Source organism: Brucella sp. IR068, assembly GCF_049065885.1.
In the GTDB taxonomy this organism is placed as follows: domain Bacteria; phylum Pseudomonadota; class Alphaproteobacteria; order Rhizobiales; family Rhizobiaceae; genus Brucella; species Brucella intermedia.
The window spans coordinates 153,617-179,591 of the sequence record NZ_JBAKHE010000005.1 but is presented as its reverse complement, the minus strand read 5'-3'; the positions used below and the strand labels follow the sequence as shown (position 1 = coordinate 179,591).

Below are 25,975 nucleotides of genomic sequence, written 5' to 3'. Positions count from 1 at the left end.
CATCCAATCAGAGGCCGGTCAGCGCAAGCTGGTGTTCGTTGTAACGCTCGCCTGCAATCAGGTTCGGCGTGGACACTTCGTCCAGGCGTTGCAGCTCTTCCGGCGTCAGCACAACTTCGACGGCTTTCACATTGTCTTCCAGATGGCGGATTTTGCGCACGCCGGGGATTGGCACGATGAAATCCCCCCGGCTCAATACCCAAGCCAGCGCCAGTTGTGCCGGCGTGACCTGCTTTTCCTGCGCGATCTCCACGATGCGATCCACCTGCCGGTTGTTGGCTTCCAGATTGCCCGGCTGGAAACGCGGCAGCGTCTTGCGGAAATCGTCTTCTGCAAGGTCCGACTGCGAGCGCACCGTGCCGGTCAGCATGCCGCGCCCGAGCGGGCTATAGGGGACGAAACCAATACCGAGTTCGCGACAGACCGGCAGAACACCATCTTCCGGATCGCGAGCCCATAGCGAATATTCGCTTTGCAGCGCGGCGATGGGATGGACCGCATGCGCGTGGCGCAGCGTGGAGGCGCTCGCTTCGGAAAGACCGATCGCCCGAATCTTCCCCTGATCGATGAGGTCCTTCAAGGTGCCGACCACATCTTCGATCGGCACGGACGGGTCGACGCGGTGCTGGTAGAACAGGTCAATCACATCGATACCGAGCCGCTTCAGGGAAGCCTCGGCCACGTCGCGAATATGTTGGGGACGGCTATCGACACCCTTCATCTGCCCGTCTTCGATCCTGAAGCCGAACTTCGTTGCAATCGTCACCCGCTCCCTGAAGGGCTTCAGCGCCTTGCCGACGAGTTTCTCGTTCTCGAACGGGCCATAGACCTCCGCCGTATCGAAAAAAGTCACGCCGAGATCGACGGCGCGGTGCAGTGTGCGGATCGCGTCCTGCTCGTCCTGTCCGCCATAGGCATAGGTCATTCCCATGCAGCCGAAACCAAGGGCGGAAACGCTCAATTGCGGGCCGAGTTTGCGCTGTTGCATTGTAGTTCCTTTCGAATGACTGATTGAAAGTACTGAAATTTGTGCGGGAAATCGGGAGGCGAACCGGCTGGAGACACATTCGGGGCGGCTGCAGTCCGGAGGGATCATGCCGTGAACCATAAAACAGGGCGATCAGTTCGATAATACCGATTTATTTTCACGGGTTGTTCTGTAATTTATAACAATGAATCGAAGCCAACTGTCACAGCTTGCCGTTCTTGCTGCCGTTGCCGCGCATGGAAGTTTTCGCGGCGCGGCGCGGGAACTGGCGATTGCCCCCTCTGCCGTCAGCCATGCGGTGGCCACGCTGGAGGACAGTCTGGGCGTGCGCCTTCTGGCGCGCACGACGCGCAGCGTCGCGCCAACGGAGGCGGGCCGTCGGCTTCTGGAGCGGCTTGCGCCCGCGCTGGCGGAAATCGATCAGGCGCTGGGCGCGGCGCTGGAAACCAAGGACCGCCCGGCGGGGATCCTGCGCATTTCCTCCCCGCTCGTCGCCACGCAGTTGATACTTGCGCCTCGCCTTGGTGAATTCGCCCGGCTCTATCCCGACATCACTCTGGACCTGCGCATTGACAACGCCTTCACCGATATCGTCGCTGCCGGTTTCGATGCGGGTGTGCGGCTTGGCGAAAATCTGGAAGCCGACATGATCGCGGTGCGACTCGGCGGCCCGCAGCGTGGCGCCGTGGTGGGATCGCCCGCCTATTTCGAAGCCCGTCCGGCCCCTTCGCATCCGCGCGATCTGGCGCGGCACCGCTGTTTGCGTCAGCGCTTTCCGGGAGGGCGGCTCTATCGCTGGGAGTTCGAGAAGAACGGTCAGATCGTGGAAATCGGCGTCGAAGGGCCGTTGATCGCCAACGACAACGGCATACTGCTCGAGGCGGCGCTCGCCGGTGCGGGACTGGTCTGGCTGTTCGAGGACTATACGCGGGATTTTCTGGCCGAGGGTCGGCTGGTCCGGGTTCTGGAAGACTGGTGCGCGCCCTTCGAGGGTTTCCACCTTTATTATCCAAGCCGCCGCCAGATGCGCCCGGCCTTGCGCGCATTCATCGACTTTTATCGCCATGGAACAGGAACCGACAGATGAACACGCTGCCGGAGCATCTGCGCTACGCTGGTCTCTCGCCTTCACAGCAGCGGAATGTCTTTTCGCATATGGTGCTGGAAAGTCCGATGCTGGCGGACGCGCTGCATCGGCTGCAAGACCTGGGCGTAAAGGCGTCCGGGTCCTGGCTCGTCTCGGGCGCGCTCTACAACACCATCTGGAACCGGCTGACCGGACGGCCCAACCTGCATGGAATCAAGGATCTCGACATCATCTATTTCGACGGCGGCGATCTTTCCTGGGAAGCGGAGGATGCGGTTATCGCACGGGGCGCCGAGGTCTTTCGCGGGTTTCCGCTTCCCGTCGAGATACGCAATCAGGCACGGGTGCATCTGTGGTTCGAAAAGCGTTTCGGACAGCCTTATCCGCCGCTTCGTTCCGCGACCGAATCCATAGAGCGTTATTCGACGATCGCCCATTGCGTAGGGGCAAGGCTGGCCAAAGACGGCGAGACGGCAGAGGATGGGCTCAACATCCACGCTCCTTTCGGTCTCGACGATATTTTTTCGTTTCGCATTCGGCCCAATCGTGCCATCGATAACCGCGAAACGCATGAAATCAAGGCGGCCCGCGCGCTGCAATTCTGGCCGGAACTGACCGTTCAGGGCTGGGACGCGCCAGAGTGAATTCATAAGAACGAGGGAATTGCATGTTTCGTTGGGGTATTCTTTCCACCGCCAGGATCGGTGTCACGCAGGTGATTCCCGCACTTTGCGCGTCCGAAAATGGCGTCGTTCATGCCATCGCAAGCCGTGATCAGTCACGTGCCCGATCGGTTGCCGACCGCTTTGGTGCGCCGCTGGCATTCGGTTCCTATGAGGAGCTCCTCGCAAGCGACGCCGTCGACGGCGTCTATATTCCGCTGCCGACTTCGCAGCATATCGAATGGAGCCGCAAGGCAGCCGAAGCGGGCAAGCATGTCCTGTGCGAAAAGCCGATTGCGCTCAAGGCCGACGATATCGACCAGCTCATCGCGGCCCGGGACAAGCATCAGGTCACGATAGCCGAAGCCTTCATGGTCTATTACCATCCCCAGTGGATCAAGCTGCGCGAACTTTTGGCCGAAGGCGCCATCGGCAGGCTCCGCCATGTGCAGGGTGTCTTTTCCTACTTCAACGTCGATCCAGACAATATGCGCAACCAGCCGGAACTGGGCGGCGGTGCTCTGCCGGACATCGGCGTCTATCCGACCGTCGTCACCCGTATGGTCACTGGTCAGGAACCGCTGTCGGTCCAGGCGTCGGTGGAATATGATCCCGCCTTCGGCACCGACCGCTATGCCAATGTTTCGGCCCGTTTCGACGGCTTCGATCTGACCTTCTACGTCGCGACGCAGCTTGCAGGACGCCAGACAATGGTTTTCCATGGCGACAAGGGTTTCATCGAAGTCTATGCGCCGTTCAATACCGGTAAATATGGCCACGGCAGCATCGCGCTTTTCGATGCCGGACACACACGAGCCAGCGAATGGTCGTTCGGTGATGTCAATCATTACCAGCTTCAGGCCGAAAGCTTTGTGCGGGCCGCACGCGGCGATGGGGATGCGCGGCTGTTCTCGCTCGAAAATTCCAGTGCGAACCAGAAATTCATCGACGCGATCTATCGTGCGGGCAAAACCGGCGGGAGCGAGACAGTCCGTTGATCCTGTAAGGAATATCGGGCAAGGAATCTGTCTTTGTCCGGTTCTTGTGACTTGCAGTGAAAAACCGCGTTTCTTATATACGCCTCGCACAGGGCATTGATGTGCGTCTGGAAACCGGGACCGGTATCCGGATATGCATCGTGAAAAGAGCATTGTGAAACCGATAGGAACCGCCCATGGAACGCTCGGTAGAGGTCTTGGCGGTTTGCTGAATGGAGAGAAATATGGCTAAAGTTATTGGTATCGATCTGGGAACGACCAACTCCTGCGTATCCGTCATGGACGGCAAGAACGCGAAGGTCATCGAAAATGCCGAAGGTGCGCGTACAACCCCTTCGATCGTTGCATTCAGCGATAGTGACGAACGTCTCATCGGCCAGCCTGCAAAGCGTCAGGCCGTCACCAATCCGGAAGGTACCATTTTTGCGGTCAAGCGCCTGATCGGCCGCCGCTTTGACGACCCGATGGTCGCCAAGGACAAGGACCTGGTTCCATACCAGATCGTCAAGGGCGACAATGGCGATGCCTGGGTTGAAGTCCACGGCAAGAAATATTCCCCGTCGCAGGTCTCCGCGATGATCCTTCAGAAGATGAAGGAAACCGCTGAATCCTATCTCGGCGAAACGGTCACGCAGGCGGTCATCACCGTTCCGGCCTACTTCAACGACGCTCAGCGCCAGGCAACCAAGGATGCCGGCAAGATCGCCGGTCTTGAAGTGCTGCGCATCATCAACGAACCGACTGCGGCAGCGCTTGCTTACGGTCTGGACAAGAACGATGGCAAGACCATCGCTGTCTACGACCTTGGCGGCGGCACCTTCGACGTGTCGGTTCTTGAAATTGGCGATGGCGTCTTTGAAGTGAAGTCGACCAACGGCGACACCTTCCTCGGCGGTGAAGACTTTGACATGCGTCTGGTCGAATACCTCGTTTCCGAGTTCAAGAAGGAAAGCGGCATCGACCTCAAGAACGACAAGCTCGCTCTGCAGCGCCTCAAGGAAGCTGCCGAAAAGGCCAAGATCGAACTGTCGTCCTCGCAGCAGACCGAAGTGAACCTGCCGTTCATCACGGCGGATGCCACCGGTCCGAAGCACCTTGCCATCAAGCTGTCGCGCGCCAAGTTCGAAAGCCTGGTCGACGATCTCGTCCAGCGCACCATCGAGCCTTGCAAGGCTGCGCTGAAGGATGCCGGTCTCAAGGCTGGCGAAATCGACGAGGTTATTCTGGTCGGCGGCATGACCCGTATGCCGAAGATCCAGGAAGTCGTTAAGGCCTTCTTCGGCAAGGAACCGCACAAGGGCGTCAATCCTGACGAAGTCGTCGCCATGGGCGCGGCAATTCAGGCCGGCGTTCTACAGGGCGACGTCAAGGACGTTCTGCTACTCGACGTGACCCCGCTTTCGCTCGGCATCGAAACGCTGGGCGGCGTGTTCACCCGTCTGATCGACCGCAACACCACGATCCCGACCAAGAAGTCGCAGACCTTCTCCACCGCCGAAGACAACCAGTCGGCCGTGACGATCCGCGTCTTCCAGGGCGAGCGTGAAATGGCTGCCGACAACAAGATGCTCGGCCAGTTCGACCTCGTCGGCATTCCGCCCGCACCGCGTGGCGTGCCGCAGATCGAAGTGACCTTCGACATCGACGCCAACGGCATCGTCAACGTTACGGCCAAGGACAAGGGCACCGGCAAGGAACACCAGATCCGCATTCAGGCATCCGGTGGTCTGAGCGATGCCGACATCGAAAAGATGGTCAAGGACGCCGAGGCGAATGCCGAAGCCGACAAGAAGCGCCGCGAGGCAGTGGAAGCCAAGAACCAGGGCGAAAGCCTCGTTCACTCGACCGAAAAATCGCTGAGCGAATATGGTGACAAGGTTTCGGCTGACGACAAGAAGGCCATTGAGGATGCGCTTGCAAGCCTCAAGACCGCGCTCGAGGGCGATGATGCCGACGACATCAAGGCCAAGACCCAGACGCTCGCCGAAGCTTCCATGAAGCTCGGTCAGGCCATGTATGAGGCCGCTCAGGCTGCTGAAACCGGTGCTGCCGGCGGTAGCGAAGAGAAGGCTTCAAACGACGATGTTGTCGACGCCGATTATGAAGAAATCGATGACGACAAGAAGAAGTCGTAATTTCAGGCTTAATACGCTCAAGCCCGGGGTTTGCCCCGGGCTTTTGCCAATTTTCGAGATGTTCATATTCGCAGGTTTTGTATAAGCCTGCATGTTGGCCGGTGTCGGTGGAATACCGATGGAAATATCGGGCAAAGCCTCCATTTGAAAAATCGCTCTGGCCTGCATACATCTTGAAAAGCACGAGACGGTTTCGGGCAAAGTGGGTGTTGATACTGAAACCCGGAGTGCTCCTCCGACATATGGGTCGGGAAAGGCACTTCGATTGATGAACAATTGGAAACGCTGGCCCCTGACAAGTGTTGAACGCTTCGGGGCGTGTCGCACGAATCTGGGGACCGGTTTCGGGATACGATGTCCGTGAAAGCAAAAGGCGCGTTCCTGTCGCCGGGATAACGAACTGATGAAGATCGACTACTACGAAGCTCTGGGTGTTGAAAGAACAGCAGACGACAAGACGCTGAAGACAGCCTTTCGCAAACTCGCCATGGAATATCATCCGGATCGCAATCCGGATAATCCGGAAGCTGAACGCAAGTTCAAGGAAATCGGCGAGGCTTACGAAACGCTGAAGGACCCGCAGAAGCGTGCCGCATATGACCGGTTTGGCCACGCAGCCTTTGAAAATGGCGGCATGGGCGGCGGTTTCGGCAACGGTTTTGCCGGCGGTGGCGGCTTTGCCGATATCTTCGAGGACATTTTTGGCGAGATGATGGGCGGCGGTCGCCGTCGCTCCAATGGCGGACGCGAACGCGGCGCCGATCTTCGCTACAATATGGAAGTGACGCTGGAAGAAGCCTATGCGGGCAAGACCGCGCAGATCCGCGTTCCGACGTCCATCACCTGTGACGAGTGCTCCGGTTCCGGCGCGAAGGCCGGTTCACAGCCGACCACCTGTACCATGTGTTCGGGTTCGGGGCGCGTCCGCGCTGCCCAGGGCTTTTTCTCGGTCGAGCGCACCTGCCCGACCTGTAACGGCCGCGGGCAGATCATCAAGGACCCGTGCGGCAAGTGCCACGGCCAGGGCCGCGTCACGCAGGAACGTTCGCTGTCGGTCAATATTCCGGCAGGCATCGAGGATGGTACGCGTATCCGTTTGGCCGGTGAAGGCGAAGCTGGCATGCGCGGCGGCCCGTCGGGCGATCTCTACATTTTCCTTTCAGTCAAGCCGCATGAGTTTTTCCAGCGCGACGGCTCGGACCTCTACTGCAAGGTGCCGATCTCGATGACGACGGCAGCGCTCGGCGGCCAGTTCGAAGTGTCGACGCTCGACGGCACCCAGACGCGGGTCAAGGTTCCGGAAGGCACGCAGAACGGCAAGCAGTTCCGCCTCAAGGGCAAGGGCATGCCGGTCCTGCGGCAGGCAGCCGTCGGCGATCTTTATATACAGATCGACATCGAGACGCCGCAGAACCTGTCCAAGCGTCAGCGCGAACTGCTCGAAGAGTTCGAAAAACTTTCCTCGCAGGAGAATAGCCCGAAATCAGCCGGGTTTTTCTCAAGGATGAAAGAATTCTTCGAAGGTATCGGAGAATAGAAATGGGAGCCTTTCGGCTCCCTTTTTTGTTCTTTTCCTTATTCACGCCTTGCTTAGGGAATTCAAAGCGGCATAAACTTGTCCAATAACGACAATGGGAGCAGCGAGAATGGCAGGACAGCTCGGCAGGAAACTGGCCGCTAAGTTCGATGAGGAGATTCGTTTTTTCAAGGGATGGATAGACGGGCCGAAAGCTGTCGGCGCCATCCTGCCCACGAGTTCCGTTACCGCGCGCCGCATGGCGAGCGTCATCGACACCGGTTCCGGCCTTCCGGTTCTTGAACTTGGACCGGGTACGGGCGTCATCACCAAGGCGATCCTGAAACAGGGCGTGAAACCTGCCGACCTTTATTCCATCGAATATTCGCAGGACTTCGTGGATCACCTGAATACGATCTTTCCGGAGGTCAACATCATTCAGGGTGATGCATTCGATCTTGACAGCGCGCTGGGCGAGAAGAAGGACCAGAAATTCGACTGCATTATTTCTGCCGTGCCGATGCTCAATTTCCCGATGGACCGGCGCATCCAGCTCGTTGAAAGCCTGCTTTCGCGCATTCCGCGTGGACGGCCCCTGATGCAGATCACCTATGGTCCCTTGCCGCCGGTTCCCGCCGGCCGCGGCAATTATACCGTTCAGCACTATGATTTCGTGGTGCGGAACGTGCCGCCGGCGCAGCTCTGGGTTTATCGCAGCCCACTGGTGTAAATTCTCGCGAGGCTTTCATGACTGCACGTATTCTCGTCTTCGCGGGTTCGGTTCGTATCGGCGCTTTTTCCGGACATATGGCTGATGCAGCCGAAAAGGAGTTGCGGATGCAGGGGGCTGAGGTCACACGCATCACGCTCGCCGACTATCCGCTGCCGATCATGGATCAGAACCTGGAAAAGGAACATGGCGTTCCCGAGAATGCGATGAGGCTCGGTCGTCTGTTTGCCCAGCATGACGGGCTGATGATCTGTTCGCCGGAATATAACGCCTCGATCCCGCCGCTTCTGAAAAACACCATCGATTGGGTCAGCCGCATCTCGAAGGATGGCGACCAACCATTCAGGCCTTATGCCGGTCTGACGGTGGGTCTCTGTTCGAGTTCCGACGGCGTGTTTGCGGGAATGCGAGGGCTTTATCACCTGCGCGCCGTGCTGATGAATGTCGGAGTGCAGATCGTCACGGAGCAATGCTCCGTCGGTCATGCATCCATGGCGTTCAATGAGGATGGAACGCTGAAAGAAGAGCGCAGCGCCAGGATGCTTTCTGCTGTCTGCCGCAGCCTCATCACGCGGGTGGAAGAAGCAAAAAGCTGATTCCATCTCTTTCGTAATGGGTCCTGTTGTGCGAAGAGAGTAAAAATCACCACGGAGACTCTCATGACGACGACAGATTTGCGCGATCAGCTGATCGTGGGCCTTGACGTGCCGACTATTACTGAGGCGGAGAAGGTAGTCGAAGAGTTGGGAGACGCCGTTTCCTTCTACAAGATCGGCTACCAGCTCGTATTCGCGGGCGGTCTCGATTTCGCAAAAAGCCTTGTCGCGGCGAAGAAAAAAGTCTTCCTCGACATGAAGCTCCTCGATATCGACAACACCATTGCGAAGGGCGTCGAAAATGTCGCGAAAATGGGCGTTTCCATGCTCACGCTTCATGCCTACCCGAAAGCGATGCGGGCAGCAGTGGAAGCCGCAAGGGGATCAAACCTCTGCCTCCTGGGCGTCACGGTTCTGACCTCAATGGACAATGCGGATCTGCGGGAAGCCGGATATTCCGACGATCCGGAAACGCTGGTGCTGAAGCGGGCCCGTCAGGCGCGCGAGGCGGGCATGGGCGGCATTGTCGCTTCTGCCGCCGAGGCTGGGGCCATCCGTCAGGCGGTCGGCCCGGACATGGCCATCGTCACGCCGGGCATTCGTCCAGCCGGTTCGGAAAAGGGCGACCAGAAACGGGTCATGACACCTGCCGATGCATTGAAAGCCGGAGCCAGCCATCTGGTCGTCGCACGCCCGATTGTCGGCGCGACTGATCGTAAAGCGGCGGCCCTTGCCATTCTGGAAGAAATGCGCTCGGTTGCGTGAAGGAGTTACTGGAGGAGAGAGCATGACCAAAGCTTACTGGATTGCCCGCGTGGACGTCCGTGATCCCGAGCGATACAAGGACTATGTGTCGACGGCGAAACCGGCATTTGAGCGTTATGGCGCAAATTTCATCGCACGCGGCGGCAAGGCTGAAGCCGTTGAAGGGCCGGGCCGCGCGCGCAATGTGATCATCGAATTCGAGACCATGCAGCACGCGCTCGATTGCTACAATTCTCCGGAATATCAGGCGGCGAAGGCGATCCGGCAGACAGTCGCCGATGGCGAGATCATCATCGTCGAAGGTGTTTAGATCAAAGGGCCCCAAGGGCCCTTTTTATTTGCTATTCAAAGCCGAACTGGCGGATCGTGCCGTCCGGCAACTGTGAGATCAAGCAGTAATACCTTTCCGGCATGGGGATCGGACCGGCGGGCCTCATCGTCCAGGCCTTCATGGGCGCTCGTCACGATCAGCGCCGTCGCATCCGGCCCGACAAAAGCTGGGCACGATGGCTGGCCCACAGGCAGTGGAACGGAGCGGATCAGGCGGCCTTGCGGTGAATAGGCATTGAGCGATCTGCCGCCCCAGCAGGCATTCCACAGCGTGCCTTCGGCATCAACAACCGAGCCATCGACACCGCCCTCTTCGGTTCGGTGGTGGAAGACGCTTTTGTCGGATACCGGCAATCCGGTTTCGGGGTCCGTATCAACCCGCCAGATGATGTTGCGATCCGTATCGGCAAAATAGGCGATCTGTCCGTCAGGGGAAAAGCAGATCGAATTGGTGATCGTGATGCCGGAAAACAGCTTTTTCACCTGACCTTCGCGATACCACCAGATGGAGCCTGCATCGGGTTCGGCTTTTTTGCCCATCGTGCCGATCCAGAACGATCCCGAAGGATGCACGCGCGCGTCGTTGGAGCGGGTGACTTCATTGTCTGCTTCAAGCGGGTGATGAAGGGTGAGGCGCCCATTGGCGCGCTCACGAATGAACAGGCCGTGTTCGCTGACGATCAACTGCCGGTCGCGGTCGATCACGGCGAGAGCGCTCGCTTTCATGCCGAGCGCATGGACGTGGGTTTCGCCGCTGTCCCAGTTCTTCTCGATCAGTTTCTGACCGAGAATGTCGAACCACCAGACATTTCCGCTCAAGGGATCATAGCCGGGGCCTTCGCCCAGTTCTGCTACATGGTCGGCGAACAGCGTAGTTCTAACAACGGTCACATTTTCCTCCCGAAACGCCAGCAGCGATTTGCAGCTACAGTGCCAGCATAGACAATGGAAGAAAACTGATCCAGTTCAGCTTCACACATTGAAAAGGCGCAAGCGCAGCCCACGCCGGATTGGGAGAAAGGACTATGTTGCCTGGTCATTCCGTTTTAGATTTCCCGCAACTTCGAATCGCGAGGAAATCATGGCTCTCAAAGTCGCGGTCCAGATGGACCATATCAGCACGTTGAATATCGCGGGCGATACCACATTCGCCCTTTCGCTCGAGGCGCAGAAGCGCGGTCATGAGCTTTACCATTATACGCCGGACCGGCTTTCAATGCGCGATGGCGTCGTATCCGCCCGCCTCGAAAAGATGGAAGTGCGCGACATCAAGGGTGATCACTATACGCTGGGCGAGCCAATTCGTCGCGACCTGTCGGAAATGGATGTGGTGCTTCTGCGTCAGGACCCGCCTTTCGACATGAACTATATCACCACCACTCATCTTCTGGAGCGGATTCACCCGAAGACATTAGTGGTCAACGACCCGGCATGGGTGCGCAACAGTCCCGAAAAAATCTTCGTGACGGAGTTTCCCGACCTCATGCCGGAAACGCTGATCACCAAGGACCCGCAGGAAGTCATGGATTTCCGTCGCGAGTTCGGCGACATCATCTTGAAGCCGCTTTACGGCAATGGCGGTGCTGGCGTGTTCCATCTGGCCGATGGCGATCGCAACCTGACCTCGCTTCTGGAAATGTTCGGTCAGCTGTTCAAGGAGCCGTTCATTGCGCAGCGCTATCTGAAGGACGTGCGTGCTGGCGACAAGCGCATTATCCTGATCGATGGCGAACCGGTAGGGGCAATCAATCGCGTGCCGTCGGAAACCGATGCCCGTTCCAACATGCATGTCGGTGGGCGTGCCGAACAGAGCAAGTTGACGCCGCGTGAACGCGAGATCTGCGAGCGCATTGGCCCATCGCTGAAAGAGCGCGGCTTCATTCTGGTCGGCATCGATGTGATCGGCGACTACATGACCGAGATCAACGTCACCTCGCCAACCGGCATCCGCGAAATCCAGCGTTTCGACGGAACCAACATTGCGGCCTTGTTCTGGGAGGCGGTGGAAGCCAAGCGGTAGGAACTGCCCTCACTTCGTTCTCTTATTGTTCTTGAATTCGCCGCTCGCTCGTGCTTAACTCTCTGAGTTGTATTTGGACTTTAACTCACTTGAGAGATGTGGTGCGTGGCGAGCGGGGGCACATGGTCGCGCGGGTTGGGACGGTTGCTTTTCAGGGCATAGAGGCTGTGCGTGTCGACGTGCAGGTGATGGTGGCGCCGGGCAAGATGGGCATGTCCATCGTCGGCCTGCCGGACAAGGCTGTGGCGGAAAGCCGGGAGCGGGTGCAGGCGGCCCTGCATGCTTCCGGCCTGTCCATGCCAACCAAGCGGGTGACGGTCAATCTGGCGCCTGCTGACCTGCCGAAAGAAGGGTCGCATTATGATTTGCCCATTGCCGTCGGGCTTATGGCGGCGATTGGCGCCATTCCAGCGGATGCGATCCAGTCCTATCTCGTTCTGGGTGAATTGTCGCTCGACGGTTCGATAACATCGGTGGCGGGTGTCCTGCCCGCTGCAATCGGCGCTAACCGGGAGGAGAAAGGGCTTATCTGCCCCCATTCCTGCGGTCCGGAGGCAGCATGGGCGGGGGCCGACATCGACATATTGGCACCGCGCAGCCTCATCGCCCTTGCCAACCACTTTCGCGGCACGCAGGTTTTGACCCGGCCCGAACCATCCATGCGGATTTCCGGTGAAACGGAACTCGATCTTGCCGACATAAAGGGGCAGGAGACCGCCAAGCGGGCGCTTGAAATCGCCGCCGCTGGCAACCATAATTTGCTGCTTGTGGGGCCGCCTGGATCAGGCAAATCCATGCTCGCCCAGCGATTGCCATCCATTCTGCCGCGTCTTTCTCCGCGCGAATTGCTGGACGTGTGGATGATCGCCTCGATTGCGGGTGAGCTTTCGGGCGGAAAACTGTCGGACCGTCGTCCGTTCCGCGCACCGCATCATTCGGCATCAATGGCGGCAATGGTTGGCGGCGGACTGCGCGCACGGCCCGGCGAAGTATCGCTTGCGCATAATGGCGTGCTGTTTCTGGATGAGTTTCCGGAATTCTCGCCGCAGGTGCTGGATTCGCTGCGCCAGCCGCTTGAAACCGGCGAATGTCTGATTGCCCGCGTCAATCACCGCACCAGCTATCCGGCGCGTTTTCAATTGATCGCCGCCATGAATCCCTGCCGTTGCGGCATGGCGGGCGAACCGGGGCATGTCTGCGCGCGCGGGCCGCGTTGTCAGGCTGATTATCAGGCCCGCATATCGGGCCCGCTTCTGGATCGTATCGATTTGCGGGTGGATATGCCCGCTGTCTCCGCCTTCGATCTCATCAAGCCGTCCCGCTCGGAAACAAGCGGGGCGGTCGCGCAACGCGTCGCCCGCGCCCGCGCAGTACAGAGCGAGCGCTATTCCGCGCTCGGTCTGGAACCCTCCATGACCAACGCCTATTGTTCGGCCAAACTGATAGAGGAGGTCGCGGAGCCGGATGCGGCAGGACTGAAGCTTTTGCGCGATGCGAGCGAGCAGATGCATTTTTCCGCCCGCGCCTATCATCGTATCCTGAAAGTGGCCCGCACGCTGGCGGATCTCGATGGAAGCGACAAGGTGGGTCGCATTCATCTGGCCAGTGCCATCTCCTACCGCATGGGCGCGGAAAGGCTGGTTCCAGCAGCCTGACCACCCTTTACGAAGGCACGAGCGGCTTGGTTCCAGTGCGCGATTGCACGCGAATCTCGCCATTGTTGAGAAAGAGGCATGTATCGAACAAAGCAAGATCAAGCGGATTGGGAAGCCGGACATCCTCGATCCCCGGACACGGCTTTGTTGCTGGATCAAAGAAACGGTCGATTTGGGATATACACAGAATGGTGAGCCTTCGCTCGGAAGCAAAAGATCTGAGTGCCGCAATCTGGGTCGACAGGGCAGGCTTGTCTCGCTTGTGATCCAAAATCTGCAGATAATCAATGACCACAACGGTTCCAATTGGGGCGTCATCGAGTTTGGCGATTATATAATCGGCGCAGATGGCATCGGAGCAATCGAAGCGGAACAGATGCCGAAAATCATCCTGTTTACAATCGAGTGCCTGGAAGCGCGCGGCGATATCTCTTTCCGAGTAATCGAGCGAAAAGAACACGCCGCAATTGCTGCCTCGCATGGCTTCTATCATTATATCCAGGCTCAACAGGGTCTTGCCATGACCCGGTCTCGCACCGATCAGCACCATGTTGCCGGGTTTGAGAAAGCTGTAGATCTCACTGGCAGAAACGGGAGCGGATGACTTGTTGACGAGCAGGCTCCAGCTTCTATAGCCTTCCTGCGCCGCAATGCGATCAAGCGCAGCATGGAACGGAATATCAGCCTCGTTTGCCAGACGTCTGGCGTGCCGCTTCAGGTGATAGATAGGGGACGATGACCGCATCGATAAACCTCCTGTGACGAGCTGTCGCTGCAGTCCCTCCTTGTGCATGTGCCCGAACAGTTGGTTCGATGATTTATTCTTCCTGCATGAAAAAATGCTTTCCCGAACGGAGGGGGGAGGCTTGGAAGAAGCCAGAATCAAAGCATAGCGTAAACAGCCCGCCCGGGAAACCACATGTTAGCGATGTCCTTGATGAAATTCAGCGTGGCGCTATCGGTTTCCAATGATGGAGGACAGTTCTTTCCTCACATGAATAGCACCAGTAGTGTCCCTGATGGGGCTGGTCATATTGGCGGCTGATCGGGAGTCCCGCAAGATAACAGAGAAGTATCGTGCCGGAGCCGCCATGGCCGATAATGGCAGTATCGTGCGAAGCCGAGAGCCGTTCCACGTATTTGAAGCCCCGCGTGATGCGGTATTGTACATCAATGGCCCGCTCCCATCCGCGAATGCTGTTGTCTGGGGCTGAAAAGAACTGGTCGGCCACCATTTCGTGCTGGTCGGGAGGCAGAAAGCCGGTGGAGCTTCGGTCGGTTTCACTAAAACGATCGTCGGTCGCAGGAACTATTCGTAAAACACCGGCCAGGATTTCGGCGGCTTCAATTGCCTTTGTTTCAGTACTGGACCAGATCGACCCGATCGATTGCAGCTCAGGCCGACCGGCAAAAGAACTCATCCGTTCGATACCACGCTCCGAAATGTTCCATGAGGGAACAGGCTTTGCCGGATCGACGATGACTTCCGGATGCGAGATGAAATAGATTTTTGCCACGCGCCGCCCCGCAATAATCACATCGTTATGAGGCTAAGGGCGCGAAAAGCGCCCGTTGCCAGCCCTATCCGGCTCATATTCCAAACGTCACAAGACCATTCTCGTCGATTGCCCAGGCCGGGTTCCAAGCAATTTCCCAGGCGTGATCGTCGGGGTCGGCGACATAACCGCGAAAACCGCCATGGATTGGCACGTCGGCCCGGCGCAATAATTTGCCGCCAGCCTCAACCAGCCGGTTCATCAGCGGCGTGACCTCGGCTTCCCGCTCCACATTGTGAGCAAGCGAAAAGGCACCCGGTTGCAAGAGACCATCTCGGTCCATGTCGGATTCGAGCGCGAATTTCAGAAAGGTTCCGAGAACGAAACCGTTCATCTGATAAAAGATGATTTCGTCATTCTCGAAAACCGGAATCCAGCCGAAGCCTTCCGTGTAAAAGCGACGTGAGCGCCCGAGATCGGCGATGCCAAGTGTGATGACGGAGATTTGCTGTTTCATAACCAAGACCTCTTGTTCTCCAATGCACCATTGCATTGGAGTGGAAGGTCAAGGGACTCGACGCATCTGCCAAATGCGGCAATCGCGAAGGCCAGGACCCGCTTTGCAACGGGGATCGGGCTAACCGCACCGATCTCTCCTTTTTAGACCCGGAACGGATAGCACATTCCGGGGCCTTTTCCAAACAGATGGAGAGCTCTCGATGTCAGCGCACTGAGCCGACGAGGAGATTGTCGGGACCTTCAATGGTAACCCAGCGACCGGTGTCGTTCGCGGCCTGACGCTTCAGATACGTGTAATCCGTCTCGTTCCAGCGCATGACTTCGTCCGTCAGGTTATCAAGAACGAAATCGCCGCGATCAGTGCGAACGGTGAGGACCGCGTGCCCTTCGCCGTCCGGCTTGCGTACGACGGTGATCAGAAGATCGGTGAGCGGGATGCCGGCCTTCTGCAATTCACGCTGCTTCAGCAACACGTAATCTTCGCAGTCGCCAACGGTCGTCGGATAAGCCCAGTATTCCTCGACGCCGTAGATTTCCATGTCGGTCATCGGCTTGATGCGCTCGTTGATCGCAAGGTTGATCTCGACGATGCGCTGCCAGTTCGAATGGTTGAGTTGGAGCGCGCGGGTGTCTCGGCTGGTGATGCCGCATTCCTTGGGCTCGCGCTTGCAGAATTCATAATGTCCGATCGGCTGCGAGGTCAGCTTGCCGGTCTGCATGAAGTCGCCGGAGGCTGCTTCCGCACCAAAGCTTGCCATCAGCAGCGAGACTGCGAAACCGGCGGCTGCCATAATCTTTGTGGTCGAGCGAACAACGCAAAACATACTCAACGCCCTTTGGCTCTCGCCATTACTCATTTATTAACGAAACGTTAATGTCTGAAATAGTCCGGAGTCAATTCGGTTTGCCTCGCGATCGCCTGACTTCTTAATTAATGGTTAATACGGGTGGTTCCCAATAATGCAATCTGTAATTGAAATTGTCAGCTCTCGGAAAGCCAGCTTCGACGGTAAAAATTACCCATAATTTTGCCACGGTCCGGGCGCTTGTTTTTTGCCTCGAATGAGCCAATTGTTGGTGTTCGACCGGATCGGAACGATCCCTTTGCAAAGGCCAGAAGATGACAGGCGCAACGACGCGCAAGGCCACGGCAGACGACATAGATGCGCTCCTGCGCATCGAGGAACGCTGTTTTGAGACAGACCGGATTTCCCGCCGTTCCTTTCGCGCCCTCATCGCGCGGCCGACCGCAGAAACCATTGTTGCAACGGTGGATGGCACAGTCATCGGCTATGCGATGATCCTGTTTCGCCATGGCACTGCGCTGGCGCGGCTCTATTCGATAGCCGTCGATCCGGAGGCAAAGGTCAAGGGCGTCGGCTCGCTTCTGCTGCAGGCGGCGGAAACAGCGGCTTATGACCACGACCGTCCATTGCTGCGGCTTGAGGTGCGCGAGGATAACGAGCGCGCCATTGGGCTCTACAAGCGGCACAGCTACCGTCCCATCGGGCGCTATCTCGATTACTATGCCGACCATTCTGACGCGCTGCGATTTGAAAAGACGGTTCGCGGTGACATTTCGCCGGTCACCGCCTTTCCCTATTACGAGCAGACGACCGATTTCACCTGCGGCGCGGCCTGCCTGATGATGGTGCTGGCCCGGCACAATCAGGAGACCCGACTTGATCCAGTGCTGGAAGTCCGTCTGTGGCGCGATGCGACTACCATCTACATGATGTCGGGGCCCGGCGGTTGCGAACCCTTCGGACTTGCAGTCGCCGCGCATGAACGCGGACTGAAAGCATCGGTCATCGTATCCATCGAGGATATGCTTTTCCTGCAATCGGTGCGTTCGGAAGAAAAGCGCAAGGTCATGCAACTGGCCCAAACCGATTTCCGGCAGCGCACGGAAGCCTATGCCATACCGGTGGATTATCGCAGCTTTACCCTGCACGACATTCTGACGGCCCTGCGCCGTGGAGCGGCAGTGATCGTGCTTGTCAGCGGTTATCATATGTTCGGCAAGAAAGTGCCGCATTGGGTGCTCGCTCATGGCGAAGACGGGCGTCACATTCTCATTCACGACCCCTGGGTGGAGGAAGAGCTGGGCGAGACCATCGCCGATGCCGCAAATGTTCCTGTTCCCTTTCACATTTTCGACCGTATCGCACGGTTCGGCAGTGATGGGCTCAGGGCAGCCGTTATTCTGGAAAAAAGGACGGACTGATGACGATCTGCGTCATTCTGGTAGGACGCCTCTCGGATATCGATAATGGGGCGACGCCGCACAAGGTCATGACCACGCGTGATTACCTCGCACATCCATCGCTCTTCAATGGCCAGTTGCGCCCGCGGATCATCAATCTGTCGCGCTCCTACGCTTATCAGAGCCGCGGCTATTATGCTTCGCTTCTGGCGGAAGCGCGGGGACACCGCATCATCCCTTCCGTGGAAACCATGATCGATCTCTCGGAACGGCGGCTTTATGAAAACGCCATTCCCGAACTTGAAGACATGCTGAACAAGGCGCTCGGCAAGCATCCGCAAAAGGCGCCCGAGACAATCCACGTGCATTTCGGACTTGCCGACAGCCCCGACTTTGAAAAATTCGGACGACTGCTCTTCGACTGGTTTCGCGCACCATCGCTGGAAGTATCCGTCAAGCCAGGTGAATGGGCCCGAATCCAGAAGATCGGCTTTGCCAACATCGCCAAGTTTTCCAAGGATCAGAAGGAGCGTTTCGAGGAGGCACTCGACCGATATACCCAGCGCGAGTGGCGCGCGGCGCGCCCAAAGGTGCCAGCGCGCTATTCCTTCGCAACGCTGTGCGACCCGAAGGAAGCGATGCCGCCGTCAACCGTTTCAACGCTGAAGCACTGGGCAAGGATCGCGGCAAGGCTCGGCGTGGAAGTGGAACCGATCGGCAAGCGCGATCTGCCCCGGCTCGCCAATTTCGACGCATTGTTCATCCGCGAGACGACGTCGATCTCCAATCACACCTATCGTTTCGCCCGCCGGGCGCAGCAGGAAAACATGCCGGTGATCGATGACCCGATGTCCATGATCCGCTGCACCAACAAGGTTTATCTGCATGAATTGATGCAGGCCAACGAGGTGGCGGTCCCGCCGACGGTGATGATCGCGGGTGAGGAGGACCTGGAACGCGCCGCCGACATGCTCGGTTTTCCGATGGTCATCAAGATACCTGATTCGTCATTCTCGCGCGGCGTGAAGAAGGTGAAGGATTTCGGCGAACTGAAAGCGCTTGCTGCCCTGTGGCTGGAGGACAGTGATCTCCTGCTGGCGCAAAAATACATGCCGACGAAGTTTGACTGGCGCGTCGGCGTTCTGGACGGCAAGCCGCTCTTCATCTGCCAGTATATGATGGCCAAGAACCACTGGCAGATTGTCAAGCACGATACGGGCGGCAAGCCGCTGGAAGGCGGGTTTCGATCCTATGCGCTGGGCGACGCGCCGCCATTGGTGCTGGAAACCGGCTTACGCGCGGCACGGTGCATTGGCGACGGGCTTTATGGCGTCGATCTGAAGGAAACGGACGATGGGGTGGTCGTGATCGAAGTCAACGACAACCCTAATCTTGAGCACGGGATCGAGGATGCCGCCGAAAAGGACGAGGTCTGGATCAATCTGACCCGCTGGTTCACCGACAGGCTGGATCGGAGATAGCATTCCCCAAAAGCGAAAACCGGCTTTTAGGGGAAGAATATGCCGAAAACAGTGGGAGGGAGCATTTCCAACGATCAAATCTGGATCGGAAATGCTCCATGTCCAGCGACTGAACGCGACCTTGCTGGATCACAAAGGCGTAAAGCAGACCTTGGTGTGTCCTGCGCCTATGAAGCCGAGCCGGCCTGCGGCACCCTTGGACAGGTCCAGGACACGTCCCTTGATGAACGGGCCGCGATCGTTGATGCGCACGACAAGCGACTTGCCGTTTCTCTGATTGGTAACCTTGACCTTGCTGCCAAGCGGCAGGGTGCGGTGTGCTGCGGTCAGGCCGGACGGGTTCATGCGTTCACCCGAAGCCGTACGGGAAGTGAGGGCGTACCAGGAGGCACCGCCGCATTGCTGTGCTGAAGCCTCGATTGCGGTGGCCGCGAGAAGACCGGTTGCCGCAACGGCAAGCATAGCCATACGGGTCTTGAAAGTCATGCCAGTTCCACTAGTTGTTAACGGGGTGTCCCACAGTTGTCGCTGAGAAAGACGGTTCCGAACTGGAATCTAAATGTGGCGCTGGCGTGGTTCGAATGAGAACATTATGCGATAACTGAATCTATATCCCGCAGGGAAAATCATCCTATACTGACCGTTGTTTACTTAATGGCTTAAACACAACAAAGGAATATTAGGAAGTGTTCGCGCCATTTACTGTAAAGCTGTTTACGATTCGTTAGGAATCTGCGGCGGCACTTCGCTGTGCCTTGATTTCGCGCGCCCGTTGCAAGAAAAGCTGCTTTCGTGGGTGGCAGCTGTCCCCGGCCGCGATGCAATTTTTATTTGCAAGGTAAGTTTTCAGCGTCGGGGGCAAAGTTGACGAAATGAGGCGTTTTGGGGGCAAAAATGCAATTTCTGACTGTGCTCGAGAAGCTCTTGTCGAATTTTGAAAGTTATCCACAGGCCCGAAAGAGGGTGAGATGACGTTTCTTTGACTGCTATCACCCTGCACGAAAGCGTTGAATTCCTGCTATAAGCGTTCAGACCAGACGACGGAACGCCATGCAGGACCACCCGGAAAAAGACAGGATCGACGCCGCTTCGCCCGCAATCTCGGCGAGCAAGCGGATCGTCTATCTTTGCCTCGGCTTTCTCATGCTCGGACTTGGCATTGTGGGTGCCTTCCTGCCGGTCATGCCGACAACGATCTTCATCATTTTTGCTGCATGGTTCTTCGCGCGGTCGTCGCCGAAGATCGAGGCCCGGTTGCTCGCGGATCAACGTTTCGGACCGTTGGTCATAAAATGGCGCGAGCGTGGTGCCATTCCGCCGCGCGCCAAGCTCTACGCCTGTCTTGGCATGGCATTCGGATATGGAATTTTCTGGTGGGGCGCCAAACCTGGCTGGCTGCTGGCAACAGTAGTAACACTGTTCATGCTGGGCTCTGCCGCCTATGTGTTGTCTCGCCCGAACGAGTGAGTTTAGATCATGATTCCGAAAGGTGGGATCCAGTTTCAGGATTAAATCATGCTCAAACAAAAGGTTAGAGCGGGGAATAACTCAACTTAAAGGCGTCGCGTTCCAATCACCTACGGGGTCACGTCGAACCCGAACCATTTTTCGGATAGCCTTTTGAGAGTGCCATCGGCCTTCGCCGCCATGATTGCAGAATCGAATTGGCGCTTGAGATCAGCTTCGTCCTTGCGCAGACCGACAGCGACCCCGCGCCCGAGCAGGCCGCCTTTGAAAAAGCGGCCCGGTCATGACGACGTCGGAATAGGCCTGCGTCTTCTGGATCGTGTTCAGATAGGATCGGGCGGTGGCCTGCATGTCGATGCGTCCGTTTGCGAGATCGAGATCGACCTGCTCGGCGGTTTTATACTCGCGGATAGTGGTTCCTTCTCTGAAATATGCATTGATCAGAGATTGGGCTATTGATCCACTTACGACACCGACGGTCGCTCCCTTTATCGCGGTATTCACATCTTGAAGGGCTTGCTCCGTTTCATGCTGATTGCCCGAAAGGTCCAGGTTCTCCTCCATGTGAGGCAGCTTGCTGTACGGACCGTCGCGCAGGGTGGCGAAGACTTGCGGCGTGCGGCCGTAGGATACGGAGAAATCGATGACTTTCTCACGCGTTTCTGTTGCTGACAGCGCTCCCATCACAGCATCGGCTTTGCCAATCTGCAGGCTTGTTACGATGGCGTCGAAGGGAATGGCGATAAAATTGCATTCGACTTTCATCGTCTGGCAAAGGTGCTGGCCCAACTCGACCTCATAGCCGTCGAGCGTGCCATCGGACCGCGTGAGATTATAGGGCCGAAAATATCCTTCGGTAGCAATGGTGAGCACACGGCTTTGAGCATGGGACTGCGACGGGGAGCTCGCGAGCGCAATGATCCAGACGAGGTTGAACAGACTTGAATAGATCACTGTGGAAACCTTGTATTGTCACTTTGTCGTTCAAAGCATAGGTCTGGAGAGGCGGCTGGGTAAATTGGCTGGAAATTGGGAGCCGTTATTCGGTGGGCCGGTCGATCATTCGAAACCGACACTCAAGCGGTGGACGAACGCCGCATTATTCTTTGCCGGTTCAAGGCGCGTCAAAACCCCACAAAATCACTGGCAAGCGGCTCTGATACAAACCTGTAACAATAGTGTCATATGAATGTAATATAGAGCGCGTAGAGGGCTAACGACGCCACATCGTCATATGTCTTTTACAACAGGAGCCGCAGCTCATGAACAAGATGATTTCCTCGACCGCAGCGCTTGCCATCGCTGCCGTTATGTCGGTTTCCGCCGCTCAGGCGCGCGATCAGATTCAGGTTGCCGGTTCCTCGACCGTTCTGCCTTATGCAAAAATCGTCGCCGAAACCTTCGGTGAAACCTTCCCGAACTTCAAGACGCCGGTTGTTGAATCGGGCGGTTCGGGCGCAGGTATCAAGGAATTCTGCAAGGGCGTCGGTGAGAACACCATCGACATCGCCAATGCATCGCGCGCCATGAAGGACTCGGAACTGAAGTCGTGCATCGACGCCGGCGTCAAGGACGTTCAGGAAGTGCGCTTCGGCTATGACGGCATCGTTTTTGCGACCGACGCCAAGGGTCCGGATTGGAAGCTGAAGCCGGAAGACGTCTACAAGGCGCTCGCAGCCAAGCTCGTCGTGGACGGCAAGCTGGTCGACAATCCGAACACCAAGTGGAACCAGGTCAACCCGAACCTGCCGGATTGGGACATTGCTGCCTACATCCCGGGCGAAAAGCACGGCACCCGCGAAGTCTTTGAAGAAAAGGTTCTGGCTGACGGCTGCAAGCACTCCGGCGCTCTGGACGAAATCAAGAAGGCCGGCCTCGACGACAAGGCTGCCGCTTCCGCCTGTATCGCAGTGCGCAAGGACGGCAAGGCCGTGGACATTGATGGCGACTACGCTGAAACGCTGGCCCGCATCGACTCCAACAAGACCGGCGTTGGCGTTTTCGGCCTCTATTTCTTCGAAAACAATGCCGACAAGCTGAAGGTTGCCACCGTCAACGACGTTACTCCCTCGGCTGCAACGGTTGCTTCGGGTGAGTATCCGGTGTCGCGTCCGCTGTTCTTCTACGTGAAGAAGGCGCATCTCGGCGTCATCCCCGGCCTCAAGGAATACGTTGAGTTCTTCCTCAACGACCAGATGATCGGTCCTGACGGTCCGCTCGCCGAATATGGTCTGGTTCCGGCCCCGGATGCAGAACGTGAAGCACAGCGCGCTGCCTTCTCCGAAGGCAAGACGTTGGCTGCGAAGTAAGTTTTGATCTGTGGAACGCGGGGATGAGGAATCTCCGCGTTCTTCTCCTTTCGCGCCTTTGTATTATGACAGGCGCATTCGCGTGGAACGGCGTGGGTGGAAGCTGCACCTCAACGCCATCCGCATTCATCAGGGCAACCGGGGAAATTGAATGTCCTTCTTTCTGGTTCTCGTCAGTATCGTTGCAATCGGGCTGATCGGATTCTTCATAGGCCGCCAGCGTGCCGTTGCACTGGACAAGGCGCAGTCTGCTTCCGCAAAAGCTTCGCCGACCGAGAAAATGCATTCCCGCCCGCATTATCATGGCTGGTGGGTTTTCCTCGTTTCAGCATTGCCTGCGGTTCTGTTCCTCGCCATATGGGCCGTAGGAACGTCGGTTTATCTGGATCACAGTGCGACCGCCCGCTTGCCGGATGCCGTTGAGGAAGGGTCTTTCACCAATCGCAGCCTGCAACTCGGCATGGTTCGCGGTCTTGCCAGCGGGCTTGACCGGCTGACGCCTGCCGAACTTGAAAATTTCCCGTCGAACTATCAGGACGCCCGCACGCTTCTGGGGGCAAAGGGCGTGGCGCTCGCGACCGAGGGCCAGGACTATATGGTGCCGATCGCGCTTTACCTGAAAAAGGCAACGGCCCTCACGCACACCATCGGTTCGGCTGTTTCCCTGGTGATCGCCGTGGCCGGCCTGATTTTCGGCCTCTCCACGATCAGCCGGCGCATGCGCGCACGCAACAATGTCGAGCGGATCGTTCTCTGGGGCCTGATTGCAGCCTCCGGCATCGCCATCCTGACGACCATCGGCATCATCTGCTCGATGCTGTTCCAGACCATCAGCTTCTTCCAGTCCGTTTCGCCGTGGGACTTCTTCTTCGGCACGGTGTGGGACCCGCGCTTTGCCGCTGCCGGTTCGGGCGGCGAGACCGGCCAGTTCGGTCTCATCCCGCTTCTGGCAGGCACGCTCTATATCGCCTTCGTGGCCATGCTGTTCGCGGTTCCGGTCGGATTGTTCTCCGCCATCTACATGGCCGAATATGCTTCGCCGCGCGTACGCACCATCGTAAAGCCGGTTCTGGAGCTTCTGGCGGGTATTCCCAGCATCGTCTACGGCTTCTTTGCGCTCGTGACCGTTGGACCTTTCCTGCGCGATCTGTCCATCGCCATTGCTGGCGGGCAGGGTTTCATCATGGCGCAGAGCGTTCTGACCGCCGGCCTCGTCATGGGCGTGATGCTGATCCCGTTCGTGTCTTCGCTTTCCGATGACATCATCACTGCCGTGCCGCGTGCGTTGCGCGACGGCTCGCTTGGTCTTGGCGCGACCCGTTCCGAAACCATCAAGCGGGTGGTCCTTCCGGCGGCATTGCCGGGCATCGTAGGCGCGCTTCTGATGACTGCTTCGCGCGCCATCGGCGAAACCATGATCGTGGTTCTGGCGGCAGGTGTTGCGGCCCGCATCAACATCAATCCCTTCGAGGCGATGACCACCATCACCGTGAAGATCGTCAACCAGCTCACCGGCGATCTTGAGTTCAATTCGCCGCAGACGCTGGTGGCCTTTGCACTCGGCATCACGCTTTTCGTCCTGACGCTGATCATGAACATCTTTGCGCTGCACATCGTGCGCAAGTACCGGGAGCAGTACGAATAATGACCGATACGACCTTTAATGCCAGCGGCGCCGCGGCACAGCCGACGCGTCGCGATATCGGACTGAAACGCCGCTACGCTGCCGAACGTCGCTTCCGCTATTACGGTATTGCTGCGATTGCCATCGGCGTATTCTTCCTGTGCGCGCTCCTGTTCTCGGTTTTCTCCAAGGGCTATACCGCCTTCTGGCAGACGACGCTTTATCTGCCGGTAAAGCTTGAAGAGAGCGTGATCGATCCGGGCAACAAGCGCGCGGCCGATCCGAATGTGCTGATCACGGCCAATTATCCGCTGCTGGTGCGCAACGCTCTGGCTGAAAAGCTTGGTGTTTCGACGACAGATCGACCGGCAATGCGGGACCTTGGCCGTTTCTATTCGGACGGCGTGCGCATTCAGCTGCGCGAGATCGTGATGAACAACCCCTCGCTCATCGGCACGACACAGGTCGTTCCGGTTCTGGCGGGCGCGGACATCGATTCCGCCTTCAAGGGGCAGATCGATCTTTCGGTGCCGGAGGCGAATCGCAAGGTTTCGGACCGTCAGGTGGGATGGATGAGGACGCTTTCGGAAGAAGGCGTGATGAAGGAGTCCTTCAATACGGGCCTCTTCACCTTCGGCGCATCCAGCCGTCCGGAAACCTCCGGTCTCGGCGTGGCATTGGTTGGTTCGCTCTACATGATGCTCATCGTTCTCGGCCTTTCCCTGCCGATTGGTGTTGCTGCTTCGATCTATCTGGAAGAGTTCGCCAAGAAGAACCGCTTTACCGACATGATCGAGGTGAACATCAACAATCTGGCGGCGGTCCCGTCCATCGTGTTCGGCCTGCTCGGGCTTGCGGTGTTCATCAACTTCTTCGGCCTGCCGCGCTCCGCCTCGCTGGTCGGCGGTCTGGTACTGACATTGATGACGCTTCCAACCATCATCATCGCGACCCGCGCCGCCCTTCGCGCCGTGCCGCCATCGATCCGTTCCGCGGCCCTTGGCCTTGGCGCGTCGAAAACGCAGATGGTGTTCCACCATGTTCTGCCGCTTGCCGCACCCGGCATCCTGACCGGCACGATCATCGGCCTTGCCCATGCGCTTGGTGAAACCGCGCCGCTTCTGCTGATCGGCATGGTGGCCTTCGTCGCCGACGTACCGTCAACGCCGATGGAACCGGCTACTGCTTTGCCGGTGCAGATCTATATGTGGGCAAACGAAGCAGAGCGAGCCTTTGTGGAACGCACGTCAGGCGCTATCATCGTCCTGCTTCTGTTCCTTGCCGTGATGAATATTGCAGCAATCATTCTGCGCCGCCGCTTCGAGCGCCGCTGGTAAACGGGAGTCGAAAGCTATGAACCTGATGACTGAACGATCTCTCGAGAAAGCCGT

The 25,975-nt window shown here is 57.8% G+C and carries 26 protein-coding genes; 17 read left to right on the top strand and 9 right to left on the bottom strand.

Features of this window, described 5'->3' with window-relative positions; genetic code table 11:
- Nucleotides 1-7: 7 nt before the first annotated feature.
- Nucleotides 8-988, bottom strand: coding sequence for an aldo/keto reductase (locus ACOWVS_RS10565; protein WP_021587592.1), 981 nt, complete (start codon nt 986-988; stop codon nt 8-10).
- A gap of 184 nt (nt 989-1,172) precedes the next feature.
- On the opposite strand from ACOWVS_RS10565, the gene ACOWVS_RS10560 reads away from it, so the two are divergent.
- The 9 genes from ACOWVS_RS10560 (at nt 1,173) to ACOWVS_RS10520 (ending at nt 9,787) form a co-directional block, all read left to right on the top strand.
- On the top strand, nt 1,173-2,075 hold the full coding sequence (locus ACOWVS_RS10560; RefSeq protein WP_021587593.1) for a LysR family transcriptional regulator: 903 nt from the start codon (nt 1,173-1,175) through the stop codon (nt 2,073-2,075).
- Nucleotides 2,072-2,719 carry a nucleotidyltransferase family protein gene (locus ACOWVS_RS10555; protein ID WP_021587594.1) on the top strand — a complete coding sequence of 216 codons (648 nt, stop codon included), beginning with the start codon at nt 2,072-2,074 and terminating at the stop codon, nt 2,717-2,719. The genes ACOWVS_RS10560 and ACOWVS_RS10555 overlap by 4 nt, the downstream gene beginning before the upstream one ends.
- Nucleotides 2,720-2,742: 23 nt before the next feature.
- Nucleotides 2,743-3,735 carry a Gfo/Idh/MocA family protein gene (locus ACOWVS_RS10550; RefSeq protein ID WP_021587595.1) on the top strand — a complete coding sequence of 331 codons (993 nt, stop codon included), beginning with the start codon at nt 2,743-2,745 and terminating at the stop codon, nt 3,733-3,735.
- A 224-nt stretch (nt 3,736-3,959) separates the two neighbouring features.
- A complete protein-coding gene (gene dnaK / locus ACOWVS_RS10545; protein WP_021587596.1) occupies nt 3,960-5,870 on the top strand; it encodes a molecular chaperone DnaK in 1,911 nt (636 codons plus the stop codon).
- Between the two features lie 403 nt (nt 5,871-6,273).
- Nucleotides 6,274-7,407: a molecular chaperone DnaJ gene (dnaJ, locus tag ACOWVS_RS10540; RefSeq protein WP_006468111.1), complete on the top strand. Its 1,134-nt coding sequence runs from the start codon at nt 6,274-6,276 to the stop codon at nt 7,405-7,407.
- Between the two features lie 109 nt (nt 7,408-7,516).
- Nucleotides 7,517-8,116 (top strand): phospholipid N-methyltransferase PmtA, encoded by a 600-nt coding sequence (gene pmtA, locus ACOWVS_RS10535; protein ID WP_006472612.1) that lies wholly within the window; start codon nt 7,517-7,519, stop codon nt 8,114-8,116.
- A 17-nt stretch (nt 8,117-8,133) separates the two neighbouring features.
- Entirely contained in the window at nt 8,134-8,712 is a 579-nt protein-coding gene (locus tag ACOWVS_RS10530; protein ID WP_021587598.1) for an NADPH-dependent FMN reductase, read from the top strand.
- A gap of 63 nt (nt 8,713-8,775) precedes the next feature.
- Nucleotides 8,776-9,477, top strand: coding sequence for an orotidine-5'-phosphate decarboxylase (gene pyrF, locus ACOWVS_RS10525; RefSeq protein WP_021587599.1), 702 nt, complete (start codon nt 8,776-8,778; stop codon nt 9,475-9,477).
- A gap of 22 nt (nt 9,478-9,499) precedes the next feature.
- On the top strand, nt 9,500-9,787 hold the full coding sequence (locus tag ACOWVS_RS10520) for a DUF1330 domain-containing protein (protein ID WP_006472613.1): 288 nt from the start codon (nt 9,500-9,502) through the stop codon (nt 9,785-9,787).
- Nucleotides 9,788-9,822: 35 nt separating this feature from the next.
- Here the strand turns inward: ACOWVS_RS10520 and ACOWVS_RS10515 are convergent, their stop codons facing one another.
- Nucleotides 9,823-10,698, bottom strand: a complete 876-nt coding sequence (locus ACOWVS_RS10515; RefSeq protein ID WP_021587600.1) for an SMP-30/gluconolactonase/LRE family protein — start codon at nt 10,696-10,698, stop codon at nt 9,823-9,825.
- Between the two features lie 190 nt (nt 10,699-10,888).
- On the opposite strand from ACOWVS_RS10515, the gene gshB reads away from it, so the two are divergent.
- Together gshB and ACOWVS_RS10505 are read left to right on the top strand one after the other, a co-directional pair.
- A complete protein-coding gene (gene gshB, locus ACOWVS_RS10510) occupies nt 10,889-11,827 on the top strand; it encodes a glutathione synthase (RefSeq protein WP_021587601.1) in 939 nt (312 codons plus the stop codon).
- Between the two features lie 122 nt (nt 11,828-11,949).
- Complete coding sequence (locus ACOWVS_RS10505) at nt 11,950-13,482, top strand: YifB family Mg chelatase-like AAA ATPase (RefSeq protein WP_021587602.1); 1,533 nt, start codon at nt 11,950-11,952, stop codon at nt 13,480-13,482.
- 7 nt (nt 13,483-13,489) lie between these two features.
- On the opposite strand, the gene ACOWVS_RS10500 is transcribed toward ACOWVS_RS10505, so the two are convergent.
- The 4 genes from ACOWVS_RS10500 to ACOWVS_RS10485 form a co-directional block, all read right to left on the bottom strand.
- Nucleotides 13,490-14,227: a DNA helicase gene (locus tag ACOWVS_RS10500; protein WP_021587603.1), complete on the bottom strand. Its 738-nt coding sequence runs from the start codon at nt 14,225-14,227 to the stop codon at nt 13,490-13,492.
- Nucleotides 14,228-14,426: 199 nt separating this feature from the next.
- Nucleotides 14,427-14,999 (bottom strand): histidine phosphatase family protein, encoded by a 573-nt coding sequence (locus ACOWVS_RS10495; protein ID WP_075041835.1) that lies wholly within the window; start codon nt 14,997-14,999, stop codon nt 14,427-14,429.
- A gap of 73 nt (nt 15,000-15,072) precedes the next feature.
- Entirely contained in the window at nt 15,073-15,495 is a 423-nt protein-coding gene (locus tag ACOWVS_RS10490) for a VOC family protein (RefSeq protein ID WP_021587605.1), read from the bottom strand.
- Between the two features lie 205 nt (nt 15,496-15,700).
- Nucleotides 15,701-16,321: a transglutaminase-like cysteine peptidase gene (locus tag ACOWVS_RS10485; protein WP_006472618.1), complete on the bottom strand. Its 621-nt coding sequence runs from the start codon at nt 16,319-16,321 to the stop codon at nt 15,701-15,703.
- A gap of 296 nt (nt 16,322-16,617) precedes the next feature.
- On the opposite strand from ACOWVS_RS10485, the gene ACOWVS_RS10480 reads away from it, so the two are divergent.
- Nucleotides 16,618-17,724 carry a GNAT family N-acetyltransferase/peptidase C39 family protein gene (locus ACOWVS_RS10480; protein WP_021587607.1) on the top strand — a complete coding sequence of 369 codons (1,107 nt, stop codon included), beginning with the start codon at nt 16,618-16,620 and terminating at the stop codon, nt 17,722-17,724.
- The gene (locus tag ACOWVS_RS10475; RefSeq protein ID WP_021587608.1) at nt 17,724-19,184 is read left to right on the top strand and encodes a RimK family protein; all 1,461 of its coding nucleotides are present in this window, start codon (nt 17,724-17,726) and stop codon (nt 19,182-19,184) included. The genes ACOWVS_RS10480 and ACOWVS_RS10475 overlap by 1 nt, the downstream gene beginning before the upstream one ends.
- 129 nt (nt 19,185-19,313) lie before the next feature.
- Here the strand turns inward: ACOWVS_RS10475 and ACOWVS_RS10470 are convergent, their stop codons facing one another.
- Entirely contained in the window at nt 19,314-19,670 is a 357-nt protein-coding gene (locus tag ACOWVS_RS10470; protein ID WP_006468123.1) for a septal ring lytic transglycosylase RlpA family protein, read from the bottom strand.
- Nucleotides 19,671-20,234: 564 nt separating this feature from the next.
- Between ACOWVS_RS10470 and ACOWVS_RS10465 the strand changes: the two genes are divergently transcribed.
- Nucleotides 20,235-20,651, top strand: a complete 417-nt coding sequence (locus ACOWVS_RS10465) for a YbaN family protein (protein ID WP_021587609.1) — start codon at nt 20,235-20,237, stop codon at nt 20,649-20,651.
- Between the two features lie 110 nt (nt 20,652-20,761).
- Here ACOWVS_RS10465 and ACOWVS_RS10460 read toward each other — a convergent pair whose 3' ends face one another.
- Nucleotides 20,762-20,833: a hypothetical protein gene (locus ACOWVS_RS10460; protein WP_376787004.1), complete on the bottom strand. Its 72-nt coding sequence runs from the start codon at nt 20,831-20,833 to the stop codon at nt 20,762-20,764.
- A 28-nt stretch (nt 20,834-20,861) separates the two neighbouring features.
- On the bottom strand, nt 20,862-21,605 hold the full coding sequence (locus tag ACOWVS_RS10455; protein ID WP_021587610.1) for a transporter substrate-binding domain-containing protein: 744 nt from the start codon (nt 21,603-21,605) through the stop codon (nt 20,862-20,864).
- Between the two features lie 308 nt (nt 21,606-21,913).
- Between ACOWVS_RS10455 and ACOWVS_RS10450 the strand changes: the two genes are divergently transcribed.
- The 3 genes from ACOWVS_RS10450 to pstA all read left to right on the top strand — a co-directional run bounded on the left by ACOWVS_RS10450 (nt 21,914) and on the right by pstA (nt 25,921).
- Complete coding sequence (locus ACOWVS_RS10450; RefSeq protein WP_021587611.1) at nt 21,914-22,960, top strand: PstS family phosphate ABC transporter substrate-binding protein; 1,047 nt, start codon at nt 21,914-21,916, stop codon at nt 22,958-22,960.
- A 151-nt stretch (nt 22,961-23,111) separates the two neighbouring features.
- Nucleotides 23,112-24,605 (top strand): phosphate ABC transporter permease subunit PstC, encoded by a 1,494-nt coding sequence (pstC, locus tag ACOWVS_RS10445; protein WP_021587612.1) that lies wholly within the window; start codon nt 23,112-23,114, stop codon nt 24,603-24,605.
- Entirely contained in the window at nt 24,605-25,921 is a 1,317-nt protein-coding gene (pstA, locus tag ACOWVS_RS10440) for a phosphate ABC transporter permease PstA (protein ID WP_006473263.1), read from the top strand. The genes pstC and pstA overlap by 1 nt, the downstream gene beginning before the upstream one ends.
- Nucleotides 25,922-25,975: the final 54 nt, after the last annotated feature.

Bases quoted from the DNA above. Each gene is read 5' to 3' on its own strand.
- gshB (WP_021587601.1), top strand. From the start codon at position 10,889: ATGGCTCTCAAAGTCGCGGTCCAGATGGACCATATCAGCACGTTGAAT.
- ACOWVS_RS10555 (WP_021587594.1), top strand. From the start codon at position 2,072: ATGAACACGCTGCCGGAGCATCTGCGCTACGCTGGTCTCTCGCCTTCA.
- ACOWVS_RS10475 (WP_021587608.1), top strand. From the start codon at position 17,724: ATGACGATCTGCGTCATTCTGGTAGGACGCCTCTCGGATATCGATAAT.
- dnaJ (WP_006468111.1), top strand. From the start codon at position 6,274: ATGAAGATCGACTACTACGAAGCTCTGGGTGTTGAAAGAACAGCAGAC.
- ACOWVS_RS10470 (WP_006468123.1), bottom strand. From the start codon at position 19,670: ATGACTTTCAAGACCCGTATGGCTATGCTTGCCGTTGCGGCAACCGGT.
- pmtA (WP_006472612.1), top strand. From the start codon at position 7,517: ATGGCAGGACAGCTCGGCAGGAAACTGGCCGCTAAGTTCGATGAGGAG.
- ACOWVS_RS10500 (WP_021587603.1), bottom strand. From the start codon at position 14,227: ATGCGGTCATCGTCCCCTATCTATCACCTGAAGCGGCACGCCAGACGT.
- ACOWVS_RS10505 (WP_021587602.1), top strand. From the start codon at position 11,950: ATGGTCGCGCGGGTTGGGACGGTTGCTTTTCAGGGCATAGAGGCTGTG.
- ACOWVS_RS10560 (WP_021587593.1), top strand. From the start codon at position 1,173: ATGAATCGAAGCCAACTGTCACAGCTTGCCGTTCTTGCTGCCGTTGCC.
- ACOWVS_RS10490 (WP_021587605.1), bottom strand. From the start codon at position 15,495: ATGAAACAGCAAATCTCCGTCATCACACTTGGCATCGCCGATCTCGGG.
- pyrF (WP_021587599.1), top strand. From the start codon at position 8,776: ATGACGACGACAGATTTGCGCGATCAGCTGATCGTGGGCCTTGACGTG.
- ACOWVS_RS10450 (WP_021587611.1), top strand. From the start codon at position 21,914: ATGAACAAGATGATTTCCTCGACCGCAGCGCTTGCCATCGCTGCCGTT.
- ACOWVS_RS10565 (WP_021587592.1), bottom strand. From the start codon at position 988: ATGCAACAGCGCAAACTCGGCCCGCAATTGAGCGTTTCCGCCCTTGGT.
- ACOWVS_RS10550 (WP_021587595.1), top strand. From the start codon at position 2,743: ATGTTTCGTTGGGGTATTCTTTCCACCGCCAGGATCGGTGTCACGCAG.
- dnaK (WP_021587596.1), top strand. From the start codon at position 3,960: ATGGCTAAAGTTATTGGTATCGATCTGGGAACGACCAACTCCTGCGTA.
- pstA (WP_006473263.1), top strand. From the start codon at position 24,605: ATGACCGATACGACCTTTAATGCCAGCGGCGCCGCGGCACAGCCGACG.
- ACOWVS_RS10465 (WP_021587609.1), top strand. From the start codon at position 20,235: ATGCAGGACCACCCGGAAAAAGACAGGATCGACGCCGCTTCGCCCGCA.
- ACOWVS_RS10530 (WP_021587598.1), top strand. From the start codon at position 8,134: ATGACTGCACGTATTCTCGTCTTCGCGGGTTCGGTTCGTATCGGCGCT.
- ACOWVS_RS10520 (WP_006472613.1), top strand. From the start codon at position 9,500: ATGACCAAAGCTTACTGGATTGCCCGCGTGGACGTCCGTGATCCCGAG.
- ACOWVS_RS10480 (WP_021587607.1), top strand. From the start codon at position 16,618: ATGACAGGCGCAACGACGCGCAAGGCCACGGCAGACGACATAGATGCG.
- ACOWVS_RS10485 (WP_006472618.1), bottom strand. From the start codon at position 16,321: ATGTTTTGCGTTGTTCGCTCGACCACAAAGATTATGGCAGCCGCCGGT.
- pstC (WP_021587612.1), top strand. From the start codon at position 23,112: ATGTCCTTCTTTCTGGTTCTCGTCAGTATCGTTGCAATCGGGCTGATC.